This window comes from Afipia massiliensis (assembly GCF_014203115.1).
Lineage (GTDB): Bacteria > Pseudomonadota > Alphaproteobacteria > Rhizobiales > Xanthobacteraceae > Afipia > Afipia massiliensis.
This window is the reverse complement of record NZ_JACHIJ010000004.1, coordinates 173,076-191,064: the sequence shown is the minus strand read 5'-3', so window position 1 is coordinate 191,064 and position 17,989 is coordinate 173,076. Positions and strand designations below refer to the sequence as shown.

General features: G+C 62.4%; 21 protein-coding genes. 17 read left to right on the top strand and 4 right to left on the bottom strand.

Translation table 11 applies throughout. The features are described 5' to 3' along the window. Window positions 1-45: 45 nt before the first annotated feature. Window positions 46-636: a 5-formyltetrahydrofolate cyclo-ligase gene (locus HNQ36_RS14665; RefSeq protein WP_184086290.1), complete on the top strand. Its 591-nt coding sequence runs from the start codon at window positions 46-48 to the stop codon at window positions 634-636. Beyond that, window positions 637-1,455 carry a TIGR00282 family metallophosphoesterase gene (locus tag HNQ36_RS14660; RefSeq protein ID WP_184086288.1) on the top strand — a complete coding sequence of 273 codons (819 nt, stop codon included), beginning with the start codon at window positions 637-639 and terminating at the stop codon, window positions 1,453-1,455. 161 nt (window positions 1,456-1,616) lie between these two features. Here the strand turns inward: HNQ36_RS14660 and HNQ36_RS14655 are convergent, their stop codons facing one another. Continuing rightward, window positions 1,617-3,368, bottom strand: coding sequence for a methyl-accepting chemotaxis protein (locus tag HNQ36_RS14655; RefSeq protein WP_184086286.1), 1,752 nt, complete (start codon window positions 3,366-3,368; stop codon window positions 1,617-1,619). A gap of 230 nt (window positions 3,369-3,598) precedes the next feature. On the opposite strand from HNQ36_RS14655, the gene HNQ36_RS14650 reads away from it, so the two are divergent. The 11 genes from HNQ36_RS14650 (at window position 3,599) to HNQ36_RS14600 (ending at window position 12,117) form a co-directional block, all read left to right on the top strand. Further along, on the top strand, window positions 3,599-4,345 hold the full coding sequence (locus tag HNQ36_RS14650; protein ID WP_184086284.1) for a YebC/PmpR family DNA-binding transcriptional regulator: 747 nt from the start codon (window positions 3,599-3,601) through the stop codon (window positions 4,343-4,345). Between the two features lie 223 nt (window positions 4,346-4,568). After that, window positions 4,569-5,942 carry a magnesium transporter gene (mgtE, locus tag HNQ36_RS14645; RefSeq protein WP_184086282.1) on the top strand — a complete coding sequence of 458 codons (1,374 nt, stop codon included), beginning with the start codon at window positions 4,569-4,571 and terminating at the stop codon, window positions 5,940-5,942. Window positions 5,943-6,122: 180 nt separating this feature from the next. Beyond that, window positions 6,123-6,641: a crossover junction endodeoxyribonuclease RuvC gene (ruvC, locus tag HNQ36_RS14640; RefSeq protein WP_184086280.1), complete on the top strand. Its 519-nt coding sequence runs from the start codon at window positions 6,123-6,125 to the stop codon at window positions 6,639-6,641. A 66-nt stretch (window positions 6,642-6,707) separates the two neighbouring features. Next, window positions 6,708-7,331, top strand: coding sequence for a LysE family translocator (locus HNQ36_RS14635; protein WP_184086278.1), 624 nt, complete (start codon window positions 6,708-6,710; stop codon window positions 7,329-7,331). Between the two features lie 3 nt (window positions 7,332-7,334). After that, entirely contained in the window at window positions 7,335-7,952 is a 618-nt protein-coding gene (gene ruvA, locus HNQ36_RS14630; RefSeq protein ID WP_184086276.1) for a Holliday junction branch migration protein RuvA, read from the top strand. Beyond that, window positions 7,949-8,482 carry a hypothetical protein gene (locus tag HNQ36_RS14625; RefSeq protein ID WP_184086274.1) on the top strand — a complete coding sequence of 178 codons (534 nt, stop codon included), beginning with the start codon at window positions 7,949-7,951 and terminating at the stop codon, window positions 8,480-8,482. The genes ruvA and HNQ36_RS14625 overlap by 4 nt, the downstream gene beginning before the upstream one ends. Further along, the gene (gene ruvB, locus HNQ36_RS14620) at window positions 8,479-9,531 is read left to right on the top strand and encodes a Holliday junction branch migration DNA helicase RuvB (protein WP_184086272.1); all 1,053 of its coding nucleotides are present in this window, start codon (window positions 8,479-8,481) and stop codon (window positions 9,529-9,531) included. The genes HNQ36_RS14625 and ruvB overlap by 4 nt, the downstream gene beginning before the upstream one ends. 50 nt (window positions 9,532-9,581) lie before the next feature. Further along, window positions 9,582-10,499 carry a metallophosphoesterase gene (locus tag HNQ36_RS14615; RefSeq protein WP_184086270.1) on the top strand — a complete coding sequence of 306 codons (918 nt, stop codon included), beginning with the start codon at window positions 9,582-9,584 and terminating at the stop codon, window positions 10,497-10,499. 39 nt (window positions 10,500-10,538) lie between these two features. Further along, window positions 10,539-10,991 (top strand): tol-pal system-associated acyl-CoA thioesterase, encoded by a 453-nt coding sequence (ybgC, locus tag HNQ36_RS14610; protein ID WP_046827757.1) that lies wholly within the window; start codon window positions 10,539-10,541, stop codon window positions 10,989-10,991. An 80-nt stretch (window positions 10,992-11,071) separates the two neighbouring features. Beyond that, on the top strand, window positions 11,072-11,539 hold the full coding sequence (locus tag HNQ36_RS14605) for a nuclear transport factor 2 family protein (protein WP_184086268.1): 468 nt from the start codon (window positions 11,072-11,074) through the stop codon (window positions 11,537-11,539). A 20-nt stretch (window positions 11,540-11,559) separates the two neighbouring features. After that, on the top strand, window positions 11,560-12,117 hold the full coding sequence (locus HNQ36_RS14600) for a TetR/AcrR family transcriptional regulator (RefSeq protein WP_184086266.1): 558 nt from the start codon (window positions 11,560-11,562) through the stop codon (window positions 12,115-12,117). A gap of 74 nt (window positions 12,118-12,191) precedes the next feature. Here HNQ36_RS14600 and HNQ36_RS14595 read toward each other — a convergent pair whose 3' ends face one another. Further along, window positions 12,192-12,836 carry a glutathione S-transferase N-terminal domain-containing protein gene (locus tag HNQ36_RS14595; protein WP_184086264.1) on the bottom strand — a complete coding sequence of 215 codons (645 nt, stop codon included), beginning with the start codon at window positions 12,834-12,836 and terminating at the stop codon, window positions 12,192-12,194. An 88-nt stretch (window positions 12,837-12,924) separates the two neighbouring features. Between HNQ36_RS14595 and HNQ36_RS14590 the strand changes: the two genes are divergently transcribed. The 3 genes from HNQ36_RS14590 (at window position 12,925) to HNQ36_RS14580 (ending at window position 14,923) form a co-directional block, all read left to right on the top strand. Then, window positions 12,925-13,593, top strand: coding sequence for a TetR/AcrR family transcriptional regulator (locus HNQ36_RS14590; RefSeq protein ID WP_184086262.1), 669 nt, complete (start codon window positions 12,925-12,927; stop codon window positions 13,591-13,593). Window positions 13,594-13,643: 50 nt separating this feature from the next. Then, entirely contained in the window at window positions 13,644-14,312 is a 669-nt protein-coding gene (locus HNQ36_RS14585; RefSeq protein WP_184086260.1) for a TetR/AcrR family transcriptional regulator, read from the top strand. Window positions 14,313-14,416: 104 nt separating this feature from the next. Next, window positions 14,417-14,923, top strand: a complete 507-nt coding sequence (locus tag HNQ36_RS14580) for a DUF2852 domain-containing protein (protein ID WP_184086258.1) — start codon at window positions 14,417-14,419, stop codon at window positions 14,921-14,923. 71 nt (window positions 14,924-14,994) lie between these two features. Here the strand turns inward: HNQ36_RS14580 and HNQ36_RS14575 are convergent, their stop codons facing one another. Together HNQ36_RS14575 and HNQ36_RS14570 are read right to left on the bottom strand one after the other, a co-directional pair. Beyond that, window positions 14,995-15,792, bottom strand: coding sequence for a phytanoyl-CoA dioxygenase family protein (locus tag HNQ36_RS14575; protein ID WP_184086256.1), 798 nt, complete (start codon window positions 15,790-15,792; stop codon window positions 14,995-14,997). A 227-nt stretch (window positions 15,793-16,019) separates the two neighbouring features. Beyond that, window positions 16,020-16,718, bottom strand: a complete 699-nt coding sequence (locus HNQ36_RS14570; RefSeq protein WP_184086254.1) for a DUF6498-containing protein — start codon at window positions 16,716-16,718, stop codon at window positions 16,020-16,022. 287 nt (window positions 16,719-17,005) lie between these two features. Here HNQ36_RS14570 and HNQ36_RS14565 point away from each other — a divergent pair, with 287 nt between their 5' ends. Then, on the top strand, window positions 17,006-17,989 hold the full coding sequence (locus tag HNQ36_RS14565) for a Na+-dependent transporter (protein WP_184086251.1): 984 nt from the start codon (window positions 17,006-17,008) through the stop codon (window positions 17,987-17,989).

Sequence of the window (17,989 nt, the reverse complement as noted above, 5' to 3'; positions counted from 1 at the left end):
GCCTCCGCCCCTTTCGCGCAGGAGAGGTGACAAGGACTCTCCGCGGTGGATGGAAATAAATTTCTCGACAATCTGAAAGACGATTTCCGGCGCGGCGCGCTGGCGCAGCGTGACGCGTTGAGCGTCGAAGCGCGCGCCGATGCTGCCAGGGTCATCGCGGCGGCATCCCTGCCGGTTGAACTGCCGCCCGGTGTCATCGTCGCGGGCTACTCGCCAATCAACAGCGAACTCGATCCGTATCCGTTGATGCGAGCGCTTGCGCACAGAGGCGCTACGCTGGCGCTGCCGGTTATCATCGCGCGAAATGAGGCTCTGATCTTTCGTGCATGGCAGCCTGACGAGGGGCTCGTGCGCGGGCCTTTCGGGATTTTCCAGCCGTCGTCTGACGCGGATGAGGTCGATCCGGATATTGTGCTGGTGCCGCTGGCGGCCTTCGACCGCGCCGGTCACCGCATCGGCTATGGCCGCGGCTATTACGACCGTACCCTTCAGGACCTGCGTACCATCAAGAAAATAACCGTCATCGGCGTCGCGTTTGCAGTGCAGGAAATCGAAACCGTGCCGCGACTTCCACACGACGAACAGCTCGATTGTGTGCTAACGGAACGCGAACTGATTGATCTGCGGGGGTTGTAAGTGCGCATTCTGTTTGTTGGCGACGTGGTGGGACGCAGTGGCCGCGTGGCCGTGAACGAAATGCTTCCGGGCCTGATCCGCGACTGGAAACTCGATCTGGTTATCGTGAACGGCGAGAATGCCGCCGGCGGTTTCGGCATCACCGAAGCAATTTATCATGAATTGCTGGAAGCCGGCGCGGATGCGATCACGCTCGGCAATCATTCGTGGGATCAGCGCGAGGCGCTGGTGTTCATCGAGCGCGCGCCGCGGCTGATCCGTCCGGCGAATTTTCCGCCGGGCACGCCGGGCCGCGGCGCTGCGCTGATCGATACCCGGAACGGCAAGCGCGCATTGGTCATCAACGGCATCGGGCGCGTCTTCATGCAGCCGTTCGATGATCCTTTCGCCATCATCGACCGCGAACTGAATGCGTGTCCGCTGCGCGAGGTTGCCGATGCGGTCGTTGTTGATTTTCACGGCGAGGCATCGAGCGAAAAACAGGCGATAGGCTATTTCTGCGACGGCCGCGCCAGTCTCGTGGTCGGCACGCACACCCATGTGCCGACCTCGGATCATCGTATTCTTCCCTCCGGCACGGCCTACATGACCGACGCGGGCATGACGGGAGATTATGAATCCATCATCGGGATGCAGCGCGAGGAGCCGCTTGGACGCTTTCAGCGCGGTTATCCGGCGGGACGTTTCGAGCCTGCGGAAGGTGTCGCGACATTGAGCGGCATCGCGGTCGAGACCGATGATACGACCGGCCTTGCAACGCGTGTGGCGGCTGTGCGGATCGGTCCGTTGCTGGAACGGGCCGTGCCGGATTTCTGGTAGCGTTCGTAAGAGGTATCAGCCTTGCGAACCGATATTGTCGTCATTGCCGGGCTTGACCCGGCAATCCGTCTTTTCAAAGGATTTCTTTTTAGATGGATGGCCGGGTCAAGCCCGGCCATGACAACGATGTGTCGGTGCGAGCATCGCTCCGATACGAGAACCTAAACCTTATACGCCGTTCTGAACCCACCCCAATGACGGCCCCTGACGCGGATCGGCACGTCGATCTCGCGCATCATGATCGTTTTGCCGTTGCCCATGTCGCGGGCATAGCTCTGGATCAGATAGGATCGGATGTTGCGGCCGGCGGCGAGCCCGGCGGCGTCGTTGAATATCCGGCGGTTACGACAGTTCGCGGTGTTCCAGGCGGCATCGCCCGCGCGTTGCGGATGCGAATATACCTTGTTGTGGACCGGCAGATAGCCGTTGCGGTCGATCGTGGCGCAGAAAGCCGCGCGAGCGTCGCGAGCTAGCATGGCTTCCTGGATCTCGGGCAGCGCCCGGTCGGCCCAGTTGAGAAACCGCGTGCGATACTGCACCGGGTCGGTGCCTTCGATCTTCACGTAATCTTCGTCGAACAGATCATCGAGGGTGATGTCACCCTTGGCGACAGCGTTCTCGAAAATCTTGGTGATCGCATCGCCGGCTTCCATGGCCCGCGTCACGAACTCGGTGTTCTCGTCGTGAATGCTCCAGACCTTGTCTTCGATCCTGTCCTTGAGCGCGGCGTCGGGTGATACGAATTCGGCCAGCGCGCCACCGGCGGTTTGTCCGGTCACGCGGATGCTGCACACACCGATATCTTCCAGTGTCGCCTTCAGCACCTGATGAGATGGAATGGAGCCGGCGCCCGCGCCGCCGATCAGGAGGCCGTCGATGGAAATCTCGAATACCTCGGCCTTGATCGGGGAGGGGTGGGTGCCGATCTCGATCTGAAGGCGGCACGGCATGCGCTCGGCCTTGCGTTCCTCGTTTTCGTTCTGGCGCAGCAGAACCGCGCAGCGCGTTTTCAGCTTCTCGGCAAACATCGTCACGGCTTTGCCGGCCTGCGCGACGCTCTCGCCGTGGGCTTCGGCTTCCTTGGCGGCGTTGTCGATCTCGGCGCTGCTGGTGCCGACCGAGGCGATGAACTGCGAAGCAGAGGCTGCGTTCTGCGTGATCTCGCCGGTGGTTTCGTTCTGCTCGGCCACCGCGCCGTTGACGTGCGCGAACACCGGCTTGATGGCGTCGATGGCGGCGGAGATCCGATGCACCGCGTCGAACGACGTTGCGGCGTCCTGCTGCAGGGCGTCGATCTTGGCCTTGATTTCCTCGGTCGCGTTCTGGGTCTGGACCGCGAGCGCCTTGACCTCGGACGCGACGACCGCGAACCCGCGGCCCGCAGAACCGGCGCGCGCCGCTTCGATGGTGGAATTCAGCGCCAGCAGCGTGGTCTGCTTGGCGATGGTCGCGATCAGGTTGACGACGTTGCCGATCGCCGCGGAGGACTCGCGCAACCGATCGACATTGAGGCTGGCTTCGCGCGCCGCGGCGCTGGCCTCATCCGCGAGCTTGCTGGCGCTGCGCACCTGAGCGCCGATGCCGTGGGCCGACTGGGTGAACTTTTCCGCCGCCTGCGAAAACGTCTCTGCCGTGGCCTGCGCGTCGCTGGTGCGGTCGGTCAGGGCGTCGGCGCGATGACGGATGGCGTACAGGGTGGTCGCGGTGGATTGCGCCCCGCTGGCGACTGAATTCGCCGCACGCTCGAGCTGGCGGATCATCGCCACCAGCTCAAGTTCCAGCAGTTCGAGAATCTCGCGGGCCGAGTCGTGATCGGCGGCCGCAACCGGCTCAGGCGCCGTCACCGGCGCGTCGAGGGAAATATTCGGCTTGACCTGTTCTGGCAGCCGCTTCCGAAAAAGACCGAACGCCATAAGGGGGCTCTAAAATATGTGCAATAGGTAGGCATTATCGCACCCCGGCATGAAGTCATGGTTAACTTTTGCCGCTGTCGTGGCCGATCAAGCGTATCGCCATACCGAAAATCGGGCGTTCTGCCTTTAAATTTGACCGTTCCCGGAATATAACGCCGCCCCGCCGGGCCGTTGCGTTAACAATGCCCGGGAATCATGCAACGCATCGCTGAACACCCGAGAGATTTCCGATGGCCGGTCATTCCCAATTCAAGAACATCATGCACCGCAAGGGCAAGCAGGACGCCATGCGGTCCAAGATGTTCGGCAAGCTCGCGCGTGAAATCACGGTGGCGGCGAAACTGGGAACCCCGGACCCGGCGATGAACCCGCGCCTGCGGCTGGCGATCACGGCGGCGCGTGCGGAAAATGTGCCCAAGGACAACATCGAGCGCGCCATCAAGAAGGCGCTCGGCAACGAGGGCGAAAACTACGATGAGATCCGCTACGAGGGCTACGGTCCCGGCGGCGTCGCGGTGATCGTCGAGGCGCTGACCGACAACCGCAATCGCGCTGCGTCGGACATCCGTTCCTACTTCACCAAGTCTGGCGGCAATCTCGGCGAAACCGGCTCGGTGTCCTTCATGTTCGACCGCGTCGGCGTGATCGAATACGACGCCAAGGTCGCCTCCGATGACGCCATGCTGGAAGCCGCGATCGAGGCCGGTGCCGAGGATGTGGCGTCGAGCGAAGACGGCCACGAAGTCTTCGCATCGCCGGAGACGTTTCGCGAAGTGGCCAAGGCGCTGGAGGCGAAGTTCGGCGAAGCGCGCAAGGCCGCGCTGGTGTGGAAGCCGCAGAACACCATTACGGTCGACGACGAGACCGGCGAGAAGCTGTTCAAGCTGCTCGATCTCCTGAACGAGCATGATGACGTCCAGAACGTCTATGCGAATTTCGAGGTGTCGGACGCCCTCGCGGCCAAGATGAGCGCGTAAGGCCGAACAGACCCCATCCCTGAAGATTTTTTCTTGACGTCGCCCTGCTGAAGGATCATGTCAGCCGCAGGGGCGCGTCCGCTCGCGTTCGATGCCCATCACTGGAAACCAATCAACTATGCCAAGCGACAGTCCACGTATTTCGCCGACAACGGTCCCAGTGGTCTAGAGCACCTGCCAGCTCACCGACCCTGCCGTTGCCGGCAGAACCTGAAGGTGAGCTATGACTGATACCCATGCAGCGCATGAAGGCGCTTTCAATGCGGCTGTTCTGGCCGCGAGCCTGATCGGCGAGCACGCCGCCGACACCGTCGAAATTCTCAACACACTCCCGCCGTCGGACGCCGCGGACGTTATGCGGCTGCTGCCGCGTGAGTTCGCGATCGAGATTCTCGACAAGCCGGAACTGGATTTCGGCGCCGAGATCATCGAGGCGCTGCCTCGTCATGTCGCGGCACCTTTGCTCGCAGGGATGTCCGCCGACATGGCGGCGGACATCGTGCAGCAGCTCGACGAGCCCGCGAAGACGGAGCTTCTGGCCGGGCTCGATGCCGTATCCCGCGGAGCGATTGTCGGCCTGCTGGCCTATCCGGAGAACACCGCCGGCGCGATGATGACGACCGAGTTCGTCAGCGTGCCCAGCAACTGGACCGTCGAGCAGACGCTTCAGCATATTCGCAAGGTCGAGCGGACCCGCGAGACCGTCTATGCGATCTATCTGCTCGATCCCTTCACCCGCCGTCTCGTCGGCGCAGTCACCCTGCGCAGGCTGATCTCGGGTGAACCGTCGGCGAACATCCTGACCCTTGCTCCGACCCGCGAGCCCATCACCACATTCCCCCTGATCGATCGCGAAGACGTTGCCCGCCTGATCACGCGGCACGATCTGCTGGCGGTCCCGGTGATCGACAAGGCCGGGCATCTGCTCGGCATCGTCACGGTGGACGACATCATCGACGCCATCATCGAGGAGAATACCGAAGACGTGCAGAAGTTCGGCGGCATGTCCGCGACCGAAGAGCCCTACATGCAGATCGGGTTGCTCGGCATGCTCCGCAAACGCGGCGGCTGGCTGTCCATTCTTTTTGTCAGCGAGATGCTGACGGCGAGCGTTATGCAGCATTTCGAAGGTGAGCTGGAAAAGGCTCTGGTGCTGACCCTCTTCATTCCGCTGATCATGAGTTCTGGCGGCAATTCGGGCTCGCAGGCGACCTCGCTGCTGATCCGGTCCCTCGCGCTGCGCGATGTGAAGCTGGGGGACTGGTGGCGGGTGATGCTGCGCGAACTGCCGACCGGCCTGATCCTCGGCGGAATGCTCGGCGTCATCGGCATGGCGCGGGTCGTGATGTGGCAGAAGCTCGGCATCTATGACTACGGCGAGCACTGGATGCTGGTGGGGCTGACTGTTGCCGTAGCACTTGTCGGCGTCGTCACATTCGGTTCCGTGGCGGGATCGATGCTTCCGTTTGCCCTGCAAAGGGTCGGATTCGACCCGGCCAGCGCGTCCGCGCCCTTTGTCGCGACCCTCGTCGACGTCACCGGACTGATGATTTATTTCAGCGCGGCACTGCTGATCCTGCGCGGGACGTTGCTGTAGGTCGCAAAGGTATTTTCCATCGTCATGGCCGGGTTTATCCCGGCCATCCACGTCTTTACCGCTTGCTTCAAGAAAGACGTGGAGGCCCGGCACAAGGCCGGGCATGACGATGAGGTGGGTTTCGGTGTCCCGCGCACGCTCCTCTGCGGACGTGAGGAAGCCGTTGCGCTAACATAAGCCATGACTTCTCACGCGATTCGCATTCTTGGGATCGATCCCGGTCTCCGCCGGACCGGCTGGGGCGTGATCGACATTGACGGCAACCGGCTGATCTATGTCGGTTGCGGCTCGGTGGAATCCCGCGAGACGTCGCCGCTGGCGGAGCGTCTCTTGGCGATTCACGAAGGCCTTGCCCGGGTGCTCGGCGACTTCAAGCCGCTGGAAGCCGCTGTCGAGCAGACGTTCGTCAACAGGGACGGGGCGTCGACCCTCAAGCTCGGTCAGGCGCGGGGCGTCGCCATGCTGGCGCCTGCGATGTTCGGCATTTCGGTTGCGGAATACGCACCCAACCAGGTGAAGAAAACCGTGGTCGGGGCTGGGCATGCCGACAAGAACCAGATCCGCGTCATGCTCGGCGTCTTGCTGCCGAAGGCCGATCCGAAAACACCGGACGCCGCCGACGCGCTCGCCATCGCCATCACCCATGCCCATCACCGCCAGAGCGCGATGCTGAAATTGAAGGTGGCAGCGGCGCGTTGAGACGTCGTCGCATGGGTGGCGGTGCGGCCGGTTCGATGCGATGATAGCGTGCACAGGGATTTGATGATGACGATAACCGCGTTGACGATTTTTGCCTTCGCCATTCTGGTGGCGGCGGCCTCGCCGGGACCGGCAATTGCTGCGCTATTGGCGCGCGTGATCGGACGCGGCACCGCGGGTGTGCCGGCCTTCATCGGCGGCATCGTACTGGGCGACATCATCTGGCTTGCGATCGCAGTGCTGGGCCTGTCGTTCGTGGCGAACAGTTTCGAGATGATCTTCGCCGTTATCAAATATGCCGGTGCGGCGTATCTGCTTTTCATCGCGTATCGGCTCTGGACGGCTCCGGCCAAACCGGTTGACGTCGATGCGGCCGGTAACGTCGATGGCAAGCCGCGGCGTTCGTTTTTCGGCGAGCTGTTGCTGACGCTGGGCAATCCCAAGACCATCGCATTTTATCTCGCGCTGACGCCGACGCTGATCGATGTCTCCCGGATCGATCTTGTCAGCTACGCGGAGCTTGCCGGTATCATCGCGGTGGTGCTGGTATTCGTACTCGGCGGCTATGCGCTGGCGGCAGCGCGGGCGCGCAAGCTGTTTCGCAGTCCGCGCGCGATGAAATTGCTTAATCGGATCGGCGGCGGTGTGATGGCAGGCGCTGCGGCGGCCATTGCGACACGGCAGGCATAACCGGTGATCGGAAAACTCAAAGGGCTGATCGATTCCTACGGCGAGGATTACGTGATCCTCGATGTGCAGGGCGTCGGCTATCAGGTGCACTGCTCGGCGCGCACCTTGCAGGCGCTGCCGCAGCCCGGCGAAGCCGCGGTGCTTTCCATCGAAACCTATGTCCGCGAAGACCAGATCAAGCTGTTCGGCTTTCGCAGCGACATGGAGCGTGAATGGTTCCGCCTGCTGCAAACCGTTCAGGGCGTCGGCGCGAAGGTGGCGCTCGCGGTGCTCTCGACCTTGCCGCCGTCCGACCTCGCCAATGCGATTGCGCTGCGCGACAAGGCCGCGGTGGCGCGCACGCCCGGCGTCGGCCCGAAAGTTGCGGAACGCATCGTCACTGAATTGAAAGACAAGACACCGGCCTTTGCCACTGTCGATCCCGCCGTGGTGCATCTGTCCGGCGCGCTCGACGACAACCGTGCACCGCGTCCCGTCACCGACGCGATCTCCGCGCTGGTCAATCTCGGCTACGGCCAACCGCAGGCTGCTGCCGCCATTGCAGCGGCATCGCGCAGCGCAGGCGAGAAGGCCGAGACCGCGCAGCTCATCCGGCTCGGGCTCAAGGAATTGTCGAAGTGACCGGCGCCCAGGATGCAATCGCCGGGCGCGAAGGTCTCAAGCGGGCCTTACGGTTTCTCGGCATCGTTGCGATCTTCACGATAGCTGGACCGCTGACGGTCGCCGCGATTGTCTCGCTGCTGGTGATCGCGCTGGGCGCGCCGCTGCTGCAACTGCTGCTCGCCATCGCCGATCTCGACGCATTGCGCACGGTTGCCTCGTTCGCGGCATGGCTGCTGGCGGCGGTCGCGATTCTCGCATCGTTTTTGCCATCGGTGGCGGCCGGAACCATCTTCGCGTGGACCGCGGTCTATGCGGACATCAATGCGATCTGGATGGCATGGCTCGCAGCAGGCATCGCCGCAGCGGGCTTCATCGTGTTCGGCATGTTCATCCACCCGAGCGAATCTTCCGCGCTGATCCTGCCGAGCGTGCAGTCGCCGGCGCAGGCGCTTTCGCTGTTCTCACTATTGGGCGTGCTGGCATTTCTTGCGGCCAGCTTCTGCTGGTGGCTTGCCCGTCCGCTGCATCGGGTTAAACATACGCCATGACTTCGCCCCGCATCGTTACCCCCGAACGCCGCGCCGACGACATCGGCGACACCTCGCTGCGTCCGCAGAACCTGTCCGAGTTTGTCGGCCAGCAGCAGGCGCGCGCCAATCTGCAGGTGTTCATCGATGCAGCACGGAAGCGCAGCGAAGCGCTCGATCACGTGCTGTTCGTTGGCCCGCCGGGCCTCGGCAAGACCACGCTGGCGCAGATCGTGGCGCGCGAACTTGGCGTCGGATTTCGCGCCACTTCTGGTCCTGTGATCGCCAAGGCCGGCGATCTCGCCGCGCTGCTGACCAACCTTGAAGAGCGCGACGTCCTGTTCATCGACGAAATCCACCGGCTCAGTCCCGCCGTGGAGGAAGTGCTCTATCCGGCGATGGAGGATTTTCAGCTTGACCTCATCATCGGTGAGGGGCCGGCGGCGCGGTCGGTGAAAATCGATCTGGCGAAGTTCACGCTGGTCGGCGCAACCACGCGGGCAGGGCTTCTGACCAATCCGCTGCGCGATCGCTTCGGCATTCCGATCCGGCTGAATTTCTACACCGAGGAAGAACTGGAAAAGATCGTCACTCGTGGTGCCCGGGTGCTCAACATCGGCATGACGCCGGACGGCGCCAACGAAATTGCCCGACGCGCGCGCGGCACGCCGCGCATCGCGGGGCGCTTGCTGCGGCGGGTGCGCGATTTCGCGTCGGCTGCGGATGCGAGCGCCATCGACCGCAAGATCGCGGACAATGCGCTCGGCGCGCTGGAAGTGGACAAGGCGGGCCTTGATGCGATGGACCGCCGTTACCTGACAACCATCGCCATGAACTACGGCGGCGGACCGGTTGGCGTCGAGACCATGGCGGCGGCGCTGTCCGAGCCGCGCGACGCCATCGAGGACATTATCGAGCCGTTCCTGATTCAATGCGGCTATCTGCAGCGCACGCCGCGCGGGCGGCTTCTGACCTCGCATGCCTTCCGGCACCTCGGCCTGACCGAGCCGTCGCGCGATCCGTCGCAATTCGGACTGTTCGGGGGAGGCGAGAGCGACGGGGAACCGTAATTCCGCTTCAATTCATGGGCATGGATGGGGCGCATCACGATTAACCATTCATGATTTCTCGCCGACATTTTCTCCGTTTGATGGCTGGGCTTGGCGCTTTTGGCGCTTCGACCACGGCCTATGGATTCGGTGTCGAGCCGGCCCGGCTGCGGGTCACGCGCTATGACATCGCGCCGCCGCAGTGGCCGGCAGACTTCAATCTCAAGATCGCAGTCATCACAGACCTTCATGCCTGCGATCCGTGGATGTCGCTCGATCGCATCCAGGGCATCGTCGATCGCACCAATCGTCTCAAAGCGGATGTCGTCGTGCTGCTGGGCGACTACGTCGCCGGGCATCGTCAGGTGACGCGTTACATTCCTGCGGATGAATGGGCGCCTGTGTTGGGCGGTCTAAAGGCGCCGCTCGGCGTACATGCGATCCTCGGCAATCATGACTGGTGGGACGATAAGACGATCCAGCGCGCGGGCGAGGGCCACACGGTTGCGCGGCGTGCACTCGAGGCTGCCGGTATTCCGGTTTACGAGAATGATGCGCAGCGCCTGACCAAGGACGGTCGCCCGTTCTGGCTGGCGGGTCTCGGGGATCAATTGGCGTATCTGCCTGCGCGGCGCTTCCGGCCGGTCAGCCGCATCGGCGTTGATGATCTCTCGGCGACGTTGGCAAAAGTGAAAGACGACGCGCCGGTGATCCTTCTGGCTCACGAGCCGGACGTTGCGGTGCGGGTGCCCGCCCGCGTGGCTTTGCAATTGAGCGGTCATACCCATGGTGGTCAGGTCAGGCTGTTCGGCTGGTCGCCGGTGGTGCCGACTCGCTACGGCGGCAAGTTCGCGTATGGCCACAGCCGCGAGAAATGCGACGTGATCGTTTCCGGTGGCCTCGGCTGCAGCATCCTGCCGTTCCGTCTGGGCGTTCCACCGGAAATCGTGCTGGTCACGCTGGGTGCGCCTGCGTCCGGCGTGGTGTAGCGGCTTGCAGCGGCGGACATTTTGCGCAAAACGGTGGGTATGACAATTCATCTCGACGGATCGATCCGCGACGGCAAGCATGTGATGCAGGTGCGTGTCTATTACGAAGACACCGATTTCACCGGCATCGTCTATCACGCCAATTATCTGCGTTTCATGGAGCGCGGCCGCACCAATTATCTGCGGCTGCTCGGCGCCGACCAGCATGCGCTGTTCGCGGAAGCACAGAACGAGGCGCCCGGTTTCGCCTTCGTGGTCCGCTCGATGCAGATCGAGTATCTCAAGCCCGCGCGGATGGACGATGTGCTCGATGTCGTGACGGTGCCCGCCGACATTCGGGGCGCATCGATCACGCTGGCGCAGGAAGTCCGGCGCGGCGACGAGGTGCTGGTGGAGGCGCGGGTCAAGGTCGCGTTCGTCTCCGGCGGCCGCGCGCGGCCGATTCCGAAAGCGCTGCGCATCGCCATGAAGGCCGATCAGGACGCGGCCTGAAAACGCTTTGAATCTTCGAACTTGACGTGTTGTACCGATTGGTAAAAGTTTGTACTCATCGGTACAAACTGGAGCTCGTCATGTCCCGTCCGCCGCTGCCGCCATTTACCCGGGAGACCGCCGCGCAAAAGGCGCGCATGGCGGAAGACGCCTGGAATTCGCGCGACCCTGTGAAGGTCTCGCTGGCCTACACCGAGGACAGCATCTGGCGTAACCGCTCGGAGTTCTTTCAGGGCCGCGCCGCGATTGTCGAATTCCTCACCCGCAAATGGGCCAAGGAACACGAGTACCGCCTGATCAAGGATCTGTGGGCGTTCGACCGGAATTTCATCTCGGTGCGTTTCCAGTACGAGTGGCATGATCACGCCGGGCAGTGGTTCCGATCCTATGGCAACGAAAACTGGGAATTCGACGAACACGGCTTGATGAAGCGCCGCGAAGCCAGCATCAACGATGTCGCGATCAAGGACAGCGAGCGCCGGTTTCATTGGACCGCACCGGGGCCGCGCCCCGCGGACACGCCGGGGCTGGCTCCGGTTCCGAACTAGGCGGGTCTTGAAGGATTGAAATGGTGAAGACGGTCACCGAGCGCGCGGATGTCCTGTTGTTACTGGCGGAAGTGTTCCGCGCGCACGGCTATGAGGGGGCAACGCTCACGCTGATTTCCGAAGCCACCGGTCTCGGCAAGGGCAGCCTCTACAACTTTTTTCCCGGCGGCAAAGAGCAGATGGCGACGGAGGTGCTGGCCGCCATCGATCGCTGGTTCGTCGACAGGATCTACACGCCGCTGCGCACGGCGTCCGATCCTGTGAAGGGCGTTGCGGACATGTACGCCGCGACGGATGACTATTTCCGTTCGGGTCAACGGGTCTGTCTTGTCGGCGTCGTCGCGCTTGGCGCGTCGCGCGATCTGTTCGGCGAGAAGGTGAAGGACTATTTCGCCGGCTGGGTCGATGCGCTGGCTGCCGCACTGCGGCGTCTCGGCGACGAGAAGAACGTCGCCCGCCGCAAGTCGGAGCATGCGGTGCTGGAGATTCAGGGAGCGCTGGTGCTGGCGCGGGCCTTCAACGACGCCAAGGTGTTTTCGCGGGCGCTGAAAGAGTCCGAGGCGCGACTCAAGGCGTGATCCAGGAACAGTTTGTAAAAAGGAGCGGCGTGCGCGAGGGGGTGCGCAACGCCGCCTGAGTTGCCGTCAGAGAGTTACGCTGCCGCCTTGTGGCGCGCGATCTCGGCCTTGTAGAGTTCGAACTCCTCGGCAAGAGCTTTCATCACGCTTGGTCGCGTCTTGAACCGAGCCAGGTAATCGTTGATCGCAGGCCACTTCTTGAGGTCAATCGGCGGCGTCGCCATGGTCCAGTTCAGCACTGTGCCGAGATAGGCGTCGGCCACGCTGAAATGATCGAGCAGGAATTCGCGTCCATCGAGATAGCTGTTGAGATAGTCGAGCCGTGAAATCCCCTTGGCCAACGTATATGCGTGGACATCAGCCGGCGCCTTCCGGTCGAGCAGGGTGACGAACAATCCCTTGTGCAATTCGGTGCCGACAAAACACAGCCACTGCTGCAACCGGCTGCGCTCGATCCCCGCATCAGTGCCGATGCCGGCATTCGGGAAACGGTCGGCGACATACTGAAGGATAGCGGCGTTCTCGGTGAGGACGAGACCGTCATCGGTGCTGATGGTCGGGACAAGGCCGAGCGGATTCACGCTGCGGAAATCCGAATTGTCCTGCAGCACTTTCTTGGATTTCGGATCGACCTCGAGGTAGCGGGCGTCGGCGCCGGCTTCATAAAGCGCGATGCGGGTTGCCATCGAGCAGGCGAGGGGAGAGAAATAGAGGTCCATGGTGCATCTCCTTGGTTGAAACCGGTGCGTCCTTGATTTTTATACCGTTCCGCATAAATTAAATGCGGTCAAGAGAATTATTTGCGATATGGTACAAAAAAAGCAGAATCCACCGAAGCCAGCAGTTGATCCGCCGAAAAAGCGCGGGCGTCCGCGCGCCTTCGAGCCGGACGTGGCGCTGGGCAAGGCGATGGACACGTTCAGGGACGGCGGTTTCGCGGCGACCTCGCTCGACGACCTGAGTGAAGCGATGGGGATCAACCGGCCGAGTCTCTACGGGACGTTCGGCGACAAGCGTGAGCTGTTTCTGAAGGCCTATGAGCGTTACCGCGCCGAAATGGCGGCGACCTTTGCGCCTGCTTTCGCGCCTGGGCTGACGCTGCGGCAGATGCTGGAAAAGATCTATGCGATCGCGCTCGACGTCTATCTCGCCGGCGAAAATGGCCCGCGCGGCTGCTTTACCGTGATGACGGCGACATCTGAAGCGATGGCCGATCCGGAGATCCGTCCTCTGGTGCAGAGGGCGCTGGGTTCGACACAGCGCACGCTGGCCAAGCGTTTCCAGATTGCGGTGGAGACTGGCGAACTGCCGCCCACGGCGAATGTGCAGGTCCTGTCGCAGATCGCGGCATCGACCGTCGAGGCGCTGGCGATCCGCTCACGAGCCCGCCTGCCGCGCGCCGAGCTGGAAGCCATTGCAAAAGGAACGGTGGATTTGATCTGCGGGCCTTCGCCAGCGGGGACAAAGGCTTGGTGACGGCTGGGCGCAACTCATGTAAAAGAGGTTTACATGAGTAGATACGCAAAATGAGCTGGAACAAGGGTCGCGGCCGTCGTGACGGCGGGTACCATCACGGCAATCTGAAAGAAGCGCTGGTGCAGGCCGCGCTCGATCTGATTGCGAACAAGGGTCCGGCAGGTTTCACCTTCGCCGAAGCCGCGCGGTCGGCCGGTGTCAGTCCGGCAGCGCCGTATCGACATTTCCGCGACCGCGACGAGTTGCTCGCCAGTGTTGCGCAGCAGGGCTTCGAGCAATTCGAAGCGCAGCTCACCGCCGCGTGGGACGATGGCCAGCCCGATACGCCGACGGCATTCCAGCGCATCGGCAAAGCCTATCTCGCCTTCGCGCGCGAAAACCCCGCCTATTACTCGGCAATGTTTGAATCGGGCGTTCCGCTCGAGAGCAATCCGGCTTTGCTGCTCGCCGGCGAACGCGCCTTTGCGGTCATTCGCGCAGCATCGGAACGGCTGGTCGCGATGGCGCCTCCGGGCGTGCCGCGTCCGCCCGCGATGATGATGGCGCTTCACATCTGGTCGATGTCCCACGGCATCGCGTCGCTGTTCGGACGCGGCGATGCCGCGCGCCGCAAGCTGCCGATGTCGCCGGAAGATCTGCTGGAGGCGGGCGTGCTGATTTATCTCAAGGGGCTCGGGTTCCCGACCGATCAGCACCGGCACGCCGCGTCCTCCAAATAATTTTTCGGACCCGAGTGAGGCTCCGCTTGACAAAATCCCCGGATGTTTTATCTATGTAAATGTTATTTACATTCACGGAAGCGTGAAACTCAGGGAGGACGTTTATGGCGAACCCCGCAAACGCCAACACCGCACACCTCGACAGATGGGGCCGCCCTGCCTGGGCCGGACCGCGTCACGACAACTACGAATCTCGCCCCGATTGGCGTCCGGGTTTTCATCCCGGCCGGATCATCCTGATCGTGGCTGGTTTCATCATCTGGTGGCCGCTCGGGTTGGCCGCTCTCGCTTACTCACTCTGGAGTAGAAACATGGGTTGCTGGTCTCATGATCGTCACGGCCGCTGGGCCGACAAGATGGAGCGCATGCAGGACAAGATGGAGCGGATGCGCAGCCGTATGGAAGGCCGCGGATACTATGCGCCGTCGAGCGGCAACCGCGCCTTCGATGACTACCGCATGGAGACGCTGCGCCGTCTTGAGGAAGAGCAGACCGAGTTCAAGGACTTCCTCGACCGCCTGCGTCACGCCAAGGACAAGGAAGAGTTCGACGCCTTCATGGCGCAGCACAAGCAGCGCCCGACGCCGCCGAACGATCAGCCGCAGGGATAAACCCCGTCTCCTGACTGGCTAACGAAACCGCCCATCTCGCTTAGAGGTGGGCGGTTTTATTTTACGGATCGCTACGTCAGCGCTAACCGGATCGCTTGTTCTACCGGCGAATAGTCATCGTGATGTCTATCGAGCGATAACGGCACAGCCGGCAAAAGCGGTGGCTGAGCCATAAACCGCGGCCGGGTGCCGCGATGCGGCTGAGCCGCATGCACAAGAAACGGGTGGCAGAGATAGACTGTTCCCGCGTCGCCCGTCGCCAGCACCTCCGGCAACTCCGCTGTCTCCGCGAAGCCGTTAGCGGCAAGCTCCCTGAGCGTCAAACCGTTCTCGCCCGCTGGGGCGAGTATCCTCGCGATATCGAGATGCGATCCTGCGCGAATACGAGTCGGTGCATCCTCTTGGCCGACATCGGAGAACAGGAACAACATCAGCAGCGCCCGGTCCTTCGAGGTGACGTTCGCCCGCCACTCCATGAAATCGGGATGCTCTGTCCCGAAACTGACGTCGATATGCCACCCTGCGTCGCCCGGATCCTCGGGCGAGGGAAACCGCACAGGGAAAGTGCCGAGACTCATGCGAGGCTGCCAGCGATCCTTGCCGGCAAGCTGGTCGAACGCATGATGAAGGATCGGGGTATTTGCAGCCATCGCGAATGGCTGTTGTCCATATTGGCCCAGTCGAATGACAGGCCTTGTCCATGTCTTCGGATTATCCGGATCGCAACCGGTGTCGCGCCAAAGAATGTCTCGGCCTTGATCAGTAAGTTCGCGGGGAAAGGCCCGTTCAATCTTCACGTATCCATCGCGGATGAACTGTTCGATTTGCGCATCGGTCAGCGCACGTGCAGGTTCTGCAGTGTGGGGCATAGGAAACTCTCATGACATCGGCCAGCCGCAGACGTTCGCTGTTGGAAGCGAGGCCGGCTATTGGATTGGGCTTTTTCAAACCCGGCTTTTGCCTGCAAGCAGGCGGGGCCGATCAGGTTTGAAAGAAGGCCGAGCGGATGCTGAGTGTCATGAATTTCATAGCGGACGAATTCTAACCGGCGACGCGGTTTCGTTCAACGGGTGGATATGCATCACGTGCGCGCGTGTCAGCCACCTGCAGGCGAGGAAACCGGCATTCCGGCATTTTTGCTCCGCATCGTGAACCGGATCTCAATCGCGACCTTGAGCAGCACCAGCACAATCAGCGGCGCGGCGGTTCCGATCGCCTGCGCGATGAACGCGCCGCCCATGATCGCCACATGCATGATCACGATGCGTTTGTAGAAATCGCCCATGATCGCGCCGGTGTCGGCGCCGGTCAGCGGCGGCTTCGCGAACACGAAACGGTTCACCGCGTCGTTGATGAAGATCGCGCCCTGGCCCACGAACAGCGCCAGCAGCGGAATCCACAAATCCTTGCCGATCACGATCAGGCTGATGAAATCCCGTGCATCGTGAATGCGCCCGGCCCACAGGCCCGCGAACAGCGTGTAGATGAACAGCATGTGTACGGTCATGAACAGCCCGGCATGCAACGTAAAGAATCCCGCGAGAGCGAGAGTGCCGGCAATGCTGCGTCCCGCAACAGAGCCCGGATCGCGGGACATCGTCGCGACCCGCGCAATGGTCCAGAACCCGATCACCGCGGTCTCCAGGCAATAGAGACACAGCAGCACGAACGTGTCCCAGCCCCAGAACAGGATTCCCAGGAGCGGCACCAGGTTCGACAGGATCAGGATCGACGACGTGAACGCGCCGCGCCGCGATGCGCCTGAATTGGTCGTGGTCGGGACGGTGGATGTCATCCGTCGATTAAATCCGATCCTGCGTCACAAACAAAGCACTTGAGTTTGGCTGAAGGTCATTCCAATTGCCATCGCATCCCGGATGGGTTTGAATACAGCATGATCAGGAACGTCATCTCATTGCGCCGCCGCTGGTGGCGAGCCGTCTCATGCAGCGGCATCTGGTAGGCTGATCCCCGCGATCGCATGCGAGCGCCGGTTTGCGCTCACGGCATGCATCAACCGCTTCCTTTTGTCATCCAATCCATCGGATCAGGGCCTCTCTTATTGGGCCTGCGGGAGTCACTATGCCTGCGATCATGCAGCATTCACTTGCCTTGCCTGTGGCGGCGCTCGCCTGGCTTGGCCGTCAGGGCGCGCGTGCAATCGCGGCGCTGGTTTTCATCGGCATCGCCGTTCCACCGCTCGGCGTATTTTTGAAGCCTTATGTCACCGAGGCGATCTTCCTGCTGCTCTGTATTTCGTTCATGCGGGTCGATGTCGCCGCGATGCGCGGCCATCTCGCGCGGTCGGCGCTGGTGATCGGCGCGACGCTCTGGAGCAGTTTCGCGGTGCCGCTGCTGTTCGGCCTCGGCGGCATTGTCACCGGCATCGACCGATCCGCGCCGGATCTGTTTCTCGGCCTGATGCTTCAGGCTGTGGCGTCGCCGATGATGGCGTCGCCCGCGCTGGTTGCGCTGATGGGGCTGGATTCGACGCTGGTCCTGATCACGCTTGTCACCGGGACCGCGCTGGTGCCGCTGAGTGCGCCGCTGTTCGCCTGGCTGTTTTTCGGAAGCGCGCTGACGCTGTCGCCGCTCGCATTGGGATTGAAGCTGTTCGCGATGCTCGCCGGTGCGATTTTCGTCGCTGCTTTGATCCGCCGTCTGGTCGGCGCGGAAGCCATCGTCCGTTACAGGCAGTCCATCGACGGCTTCAACATTCTGGTGCTGCTGGTGTTCGTCAGCGCCGTGATGGGCACGGTGGCGGCGAGTTTCTGGGCTCAACCCATCCGCGTGCTGCTGCTCACCGTGTTTGCCTTCGCGGTCTTCGCCGTGCTGCTCGGCGCCACCGCGCTGGTGTTCCGCAAGGCCGGTGCTGAACGCGCGCTGGCGCTGGGGCTGATGGCGTCTCAGCGCAACATGGGCCTGATGCTGGCGGGGACCGACGGGGCGTTGCCGGGTCTGACCTGGCTGTATTTCGCGCTGGCCCAGTTCCCGATTTACGTCTCGCCGCAACTGCTCAAACCCCTGGTCCGGAGCCTGCGGCGCACATCCACACCGGCGCCTTAA

What these genes read in the sequence shown, in the direction of transcription:
- HNQ36_RS14655 (WP_184086286.1), bottom strand. Translation starts at nt 3,368, where the DNA reads ATGGCGTTCGGTCTTTTTCGGAAGCGGCTGCCAGAACAGGTCAAGCCG.
- HNQ36_RS14650 (WP_184086284.1), top strand. Translation starts at nt 3,599, where the DNA reads ATGGCCGGTCATTCCCAATTCAAGAACATCATGCACCGCAAGGGCAAG.
- mgtE (WP_184086282.1), top strand. Translation starts at nt 4,569, where the DNA reads ATGACTGATACCCATGCAGCGCATGAAGGCGCTTTCAATGCGGCTGTT.
- ruvC (WP_184086280.1), top strand. Translation starts at nt 6,123, where the DNA reads ATGACTTCTCACGCGATTCGCATTCTTGGGATCGATCCCGGTCTCCGC.
- HNQ36_RS14635 (WP_184086278.1), top strand. Translation starts at nt 6,708, where the DNA reads ATGACGATAACCGCGTTGACGATTTTTGCCTTCGCCATTCTGGTGGCG.
- ruvB (WP_184086272.1), top strand. Translation starts at nt 8,479, where the DNA reads ATGACTTCGCCCCGCATCGTTACCCCCGAACGCCGCGCCGACGACATC.
- HNQ36_RS14615 (WP_184086270.1), top strand. Translation starts at nt 9,582, where the DNA reads ATGATTTCTCGCCGACATTTTCTCCGTTTGATGGCTGGGCTTGGCGCT.
- ybgC (WP_046827757.1), top strand. Translation starts at nt 10,539, where the DNA reads ATGACAATTCATCTCGACGGATCGATCCGCGACGGCAAGCATGTGATG.
- HNQ36_RS14605 (WP_184086268.1), top strand. Translation starts at nt 11,072, where the DNA reads ATGTCCCGTCCGCCGCTGCCGCCATTTACCCGGGAGACCGCCGCGCAA.
- HNQ36_RS14600 (WP_184086266.1), top strand. Translation starts at nt 11,560, where the DNA reads ATGGTGAAGACGGTCACCGAGCGCGCGGATGTCCTGTTGTTACTGGCG.
- HNQ36_RS14595 (WP_184086264.1), bottom strand. Translation starts at nt 12,836, where the DNA reads ATGGACCTCTATTTCTCTCCCCTCGCCTGCTCGATGGCAACCCGCATC.
- HNQ36_RS14590 (WP_184086262.1), top strand. Translation starts at nt 12,925, where the DNA reads ATGGTACAAAAAAAGCAGAATCCACCGAAGCCAGCAGTTGATCCGCCG.
- HNQ36_RS14585 (WP_184086260.1), top strand. Translation starts at nt 13,644, where the DNA reads ATGAGCTGGAACAAGGGTCGCGGCCGTCGTGACGGCGGGTACCATCAC.
- HNQ36_RS14580 (WP_184086258.1), top strand. Translation starts at nt 14,417, where the DNA reads ATGGCGAACCCCGCAAACGCCAACACCGCACACCTCGACAGATGGGGC.
- HNQ36_RS14575 (WP_184086256.1), bottom strand. Translation starts at nt 15,792, where the DNA reads ATGCCCCACACTGCAGAACCTGCACGTGCGCTGACCGATGCGCAAATC.
- HNQ36_RS14570 (WP_184086254.1), bottom strand. Translation starts at nt 16,718, where the DNA reads ATGACATCCACCGTCCCGACCACGACCAATTCAGGCGCATCGCGGCGC.
- HNQ36_RS14565 (WP_184086251.1), top strand. Translation starts at nt 17,006, where the DNA reads ATGCCTGCGATCATGCAGCATTCACTTGCCTTGCCTGTGGCGGCGCTC.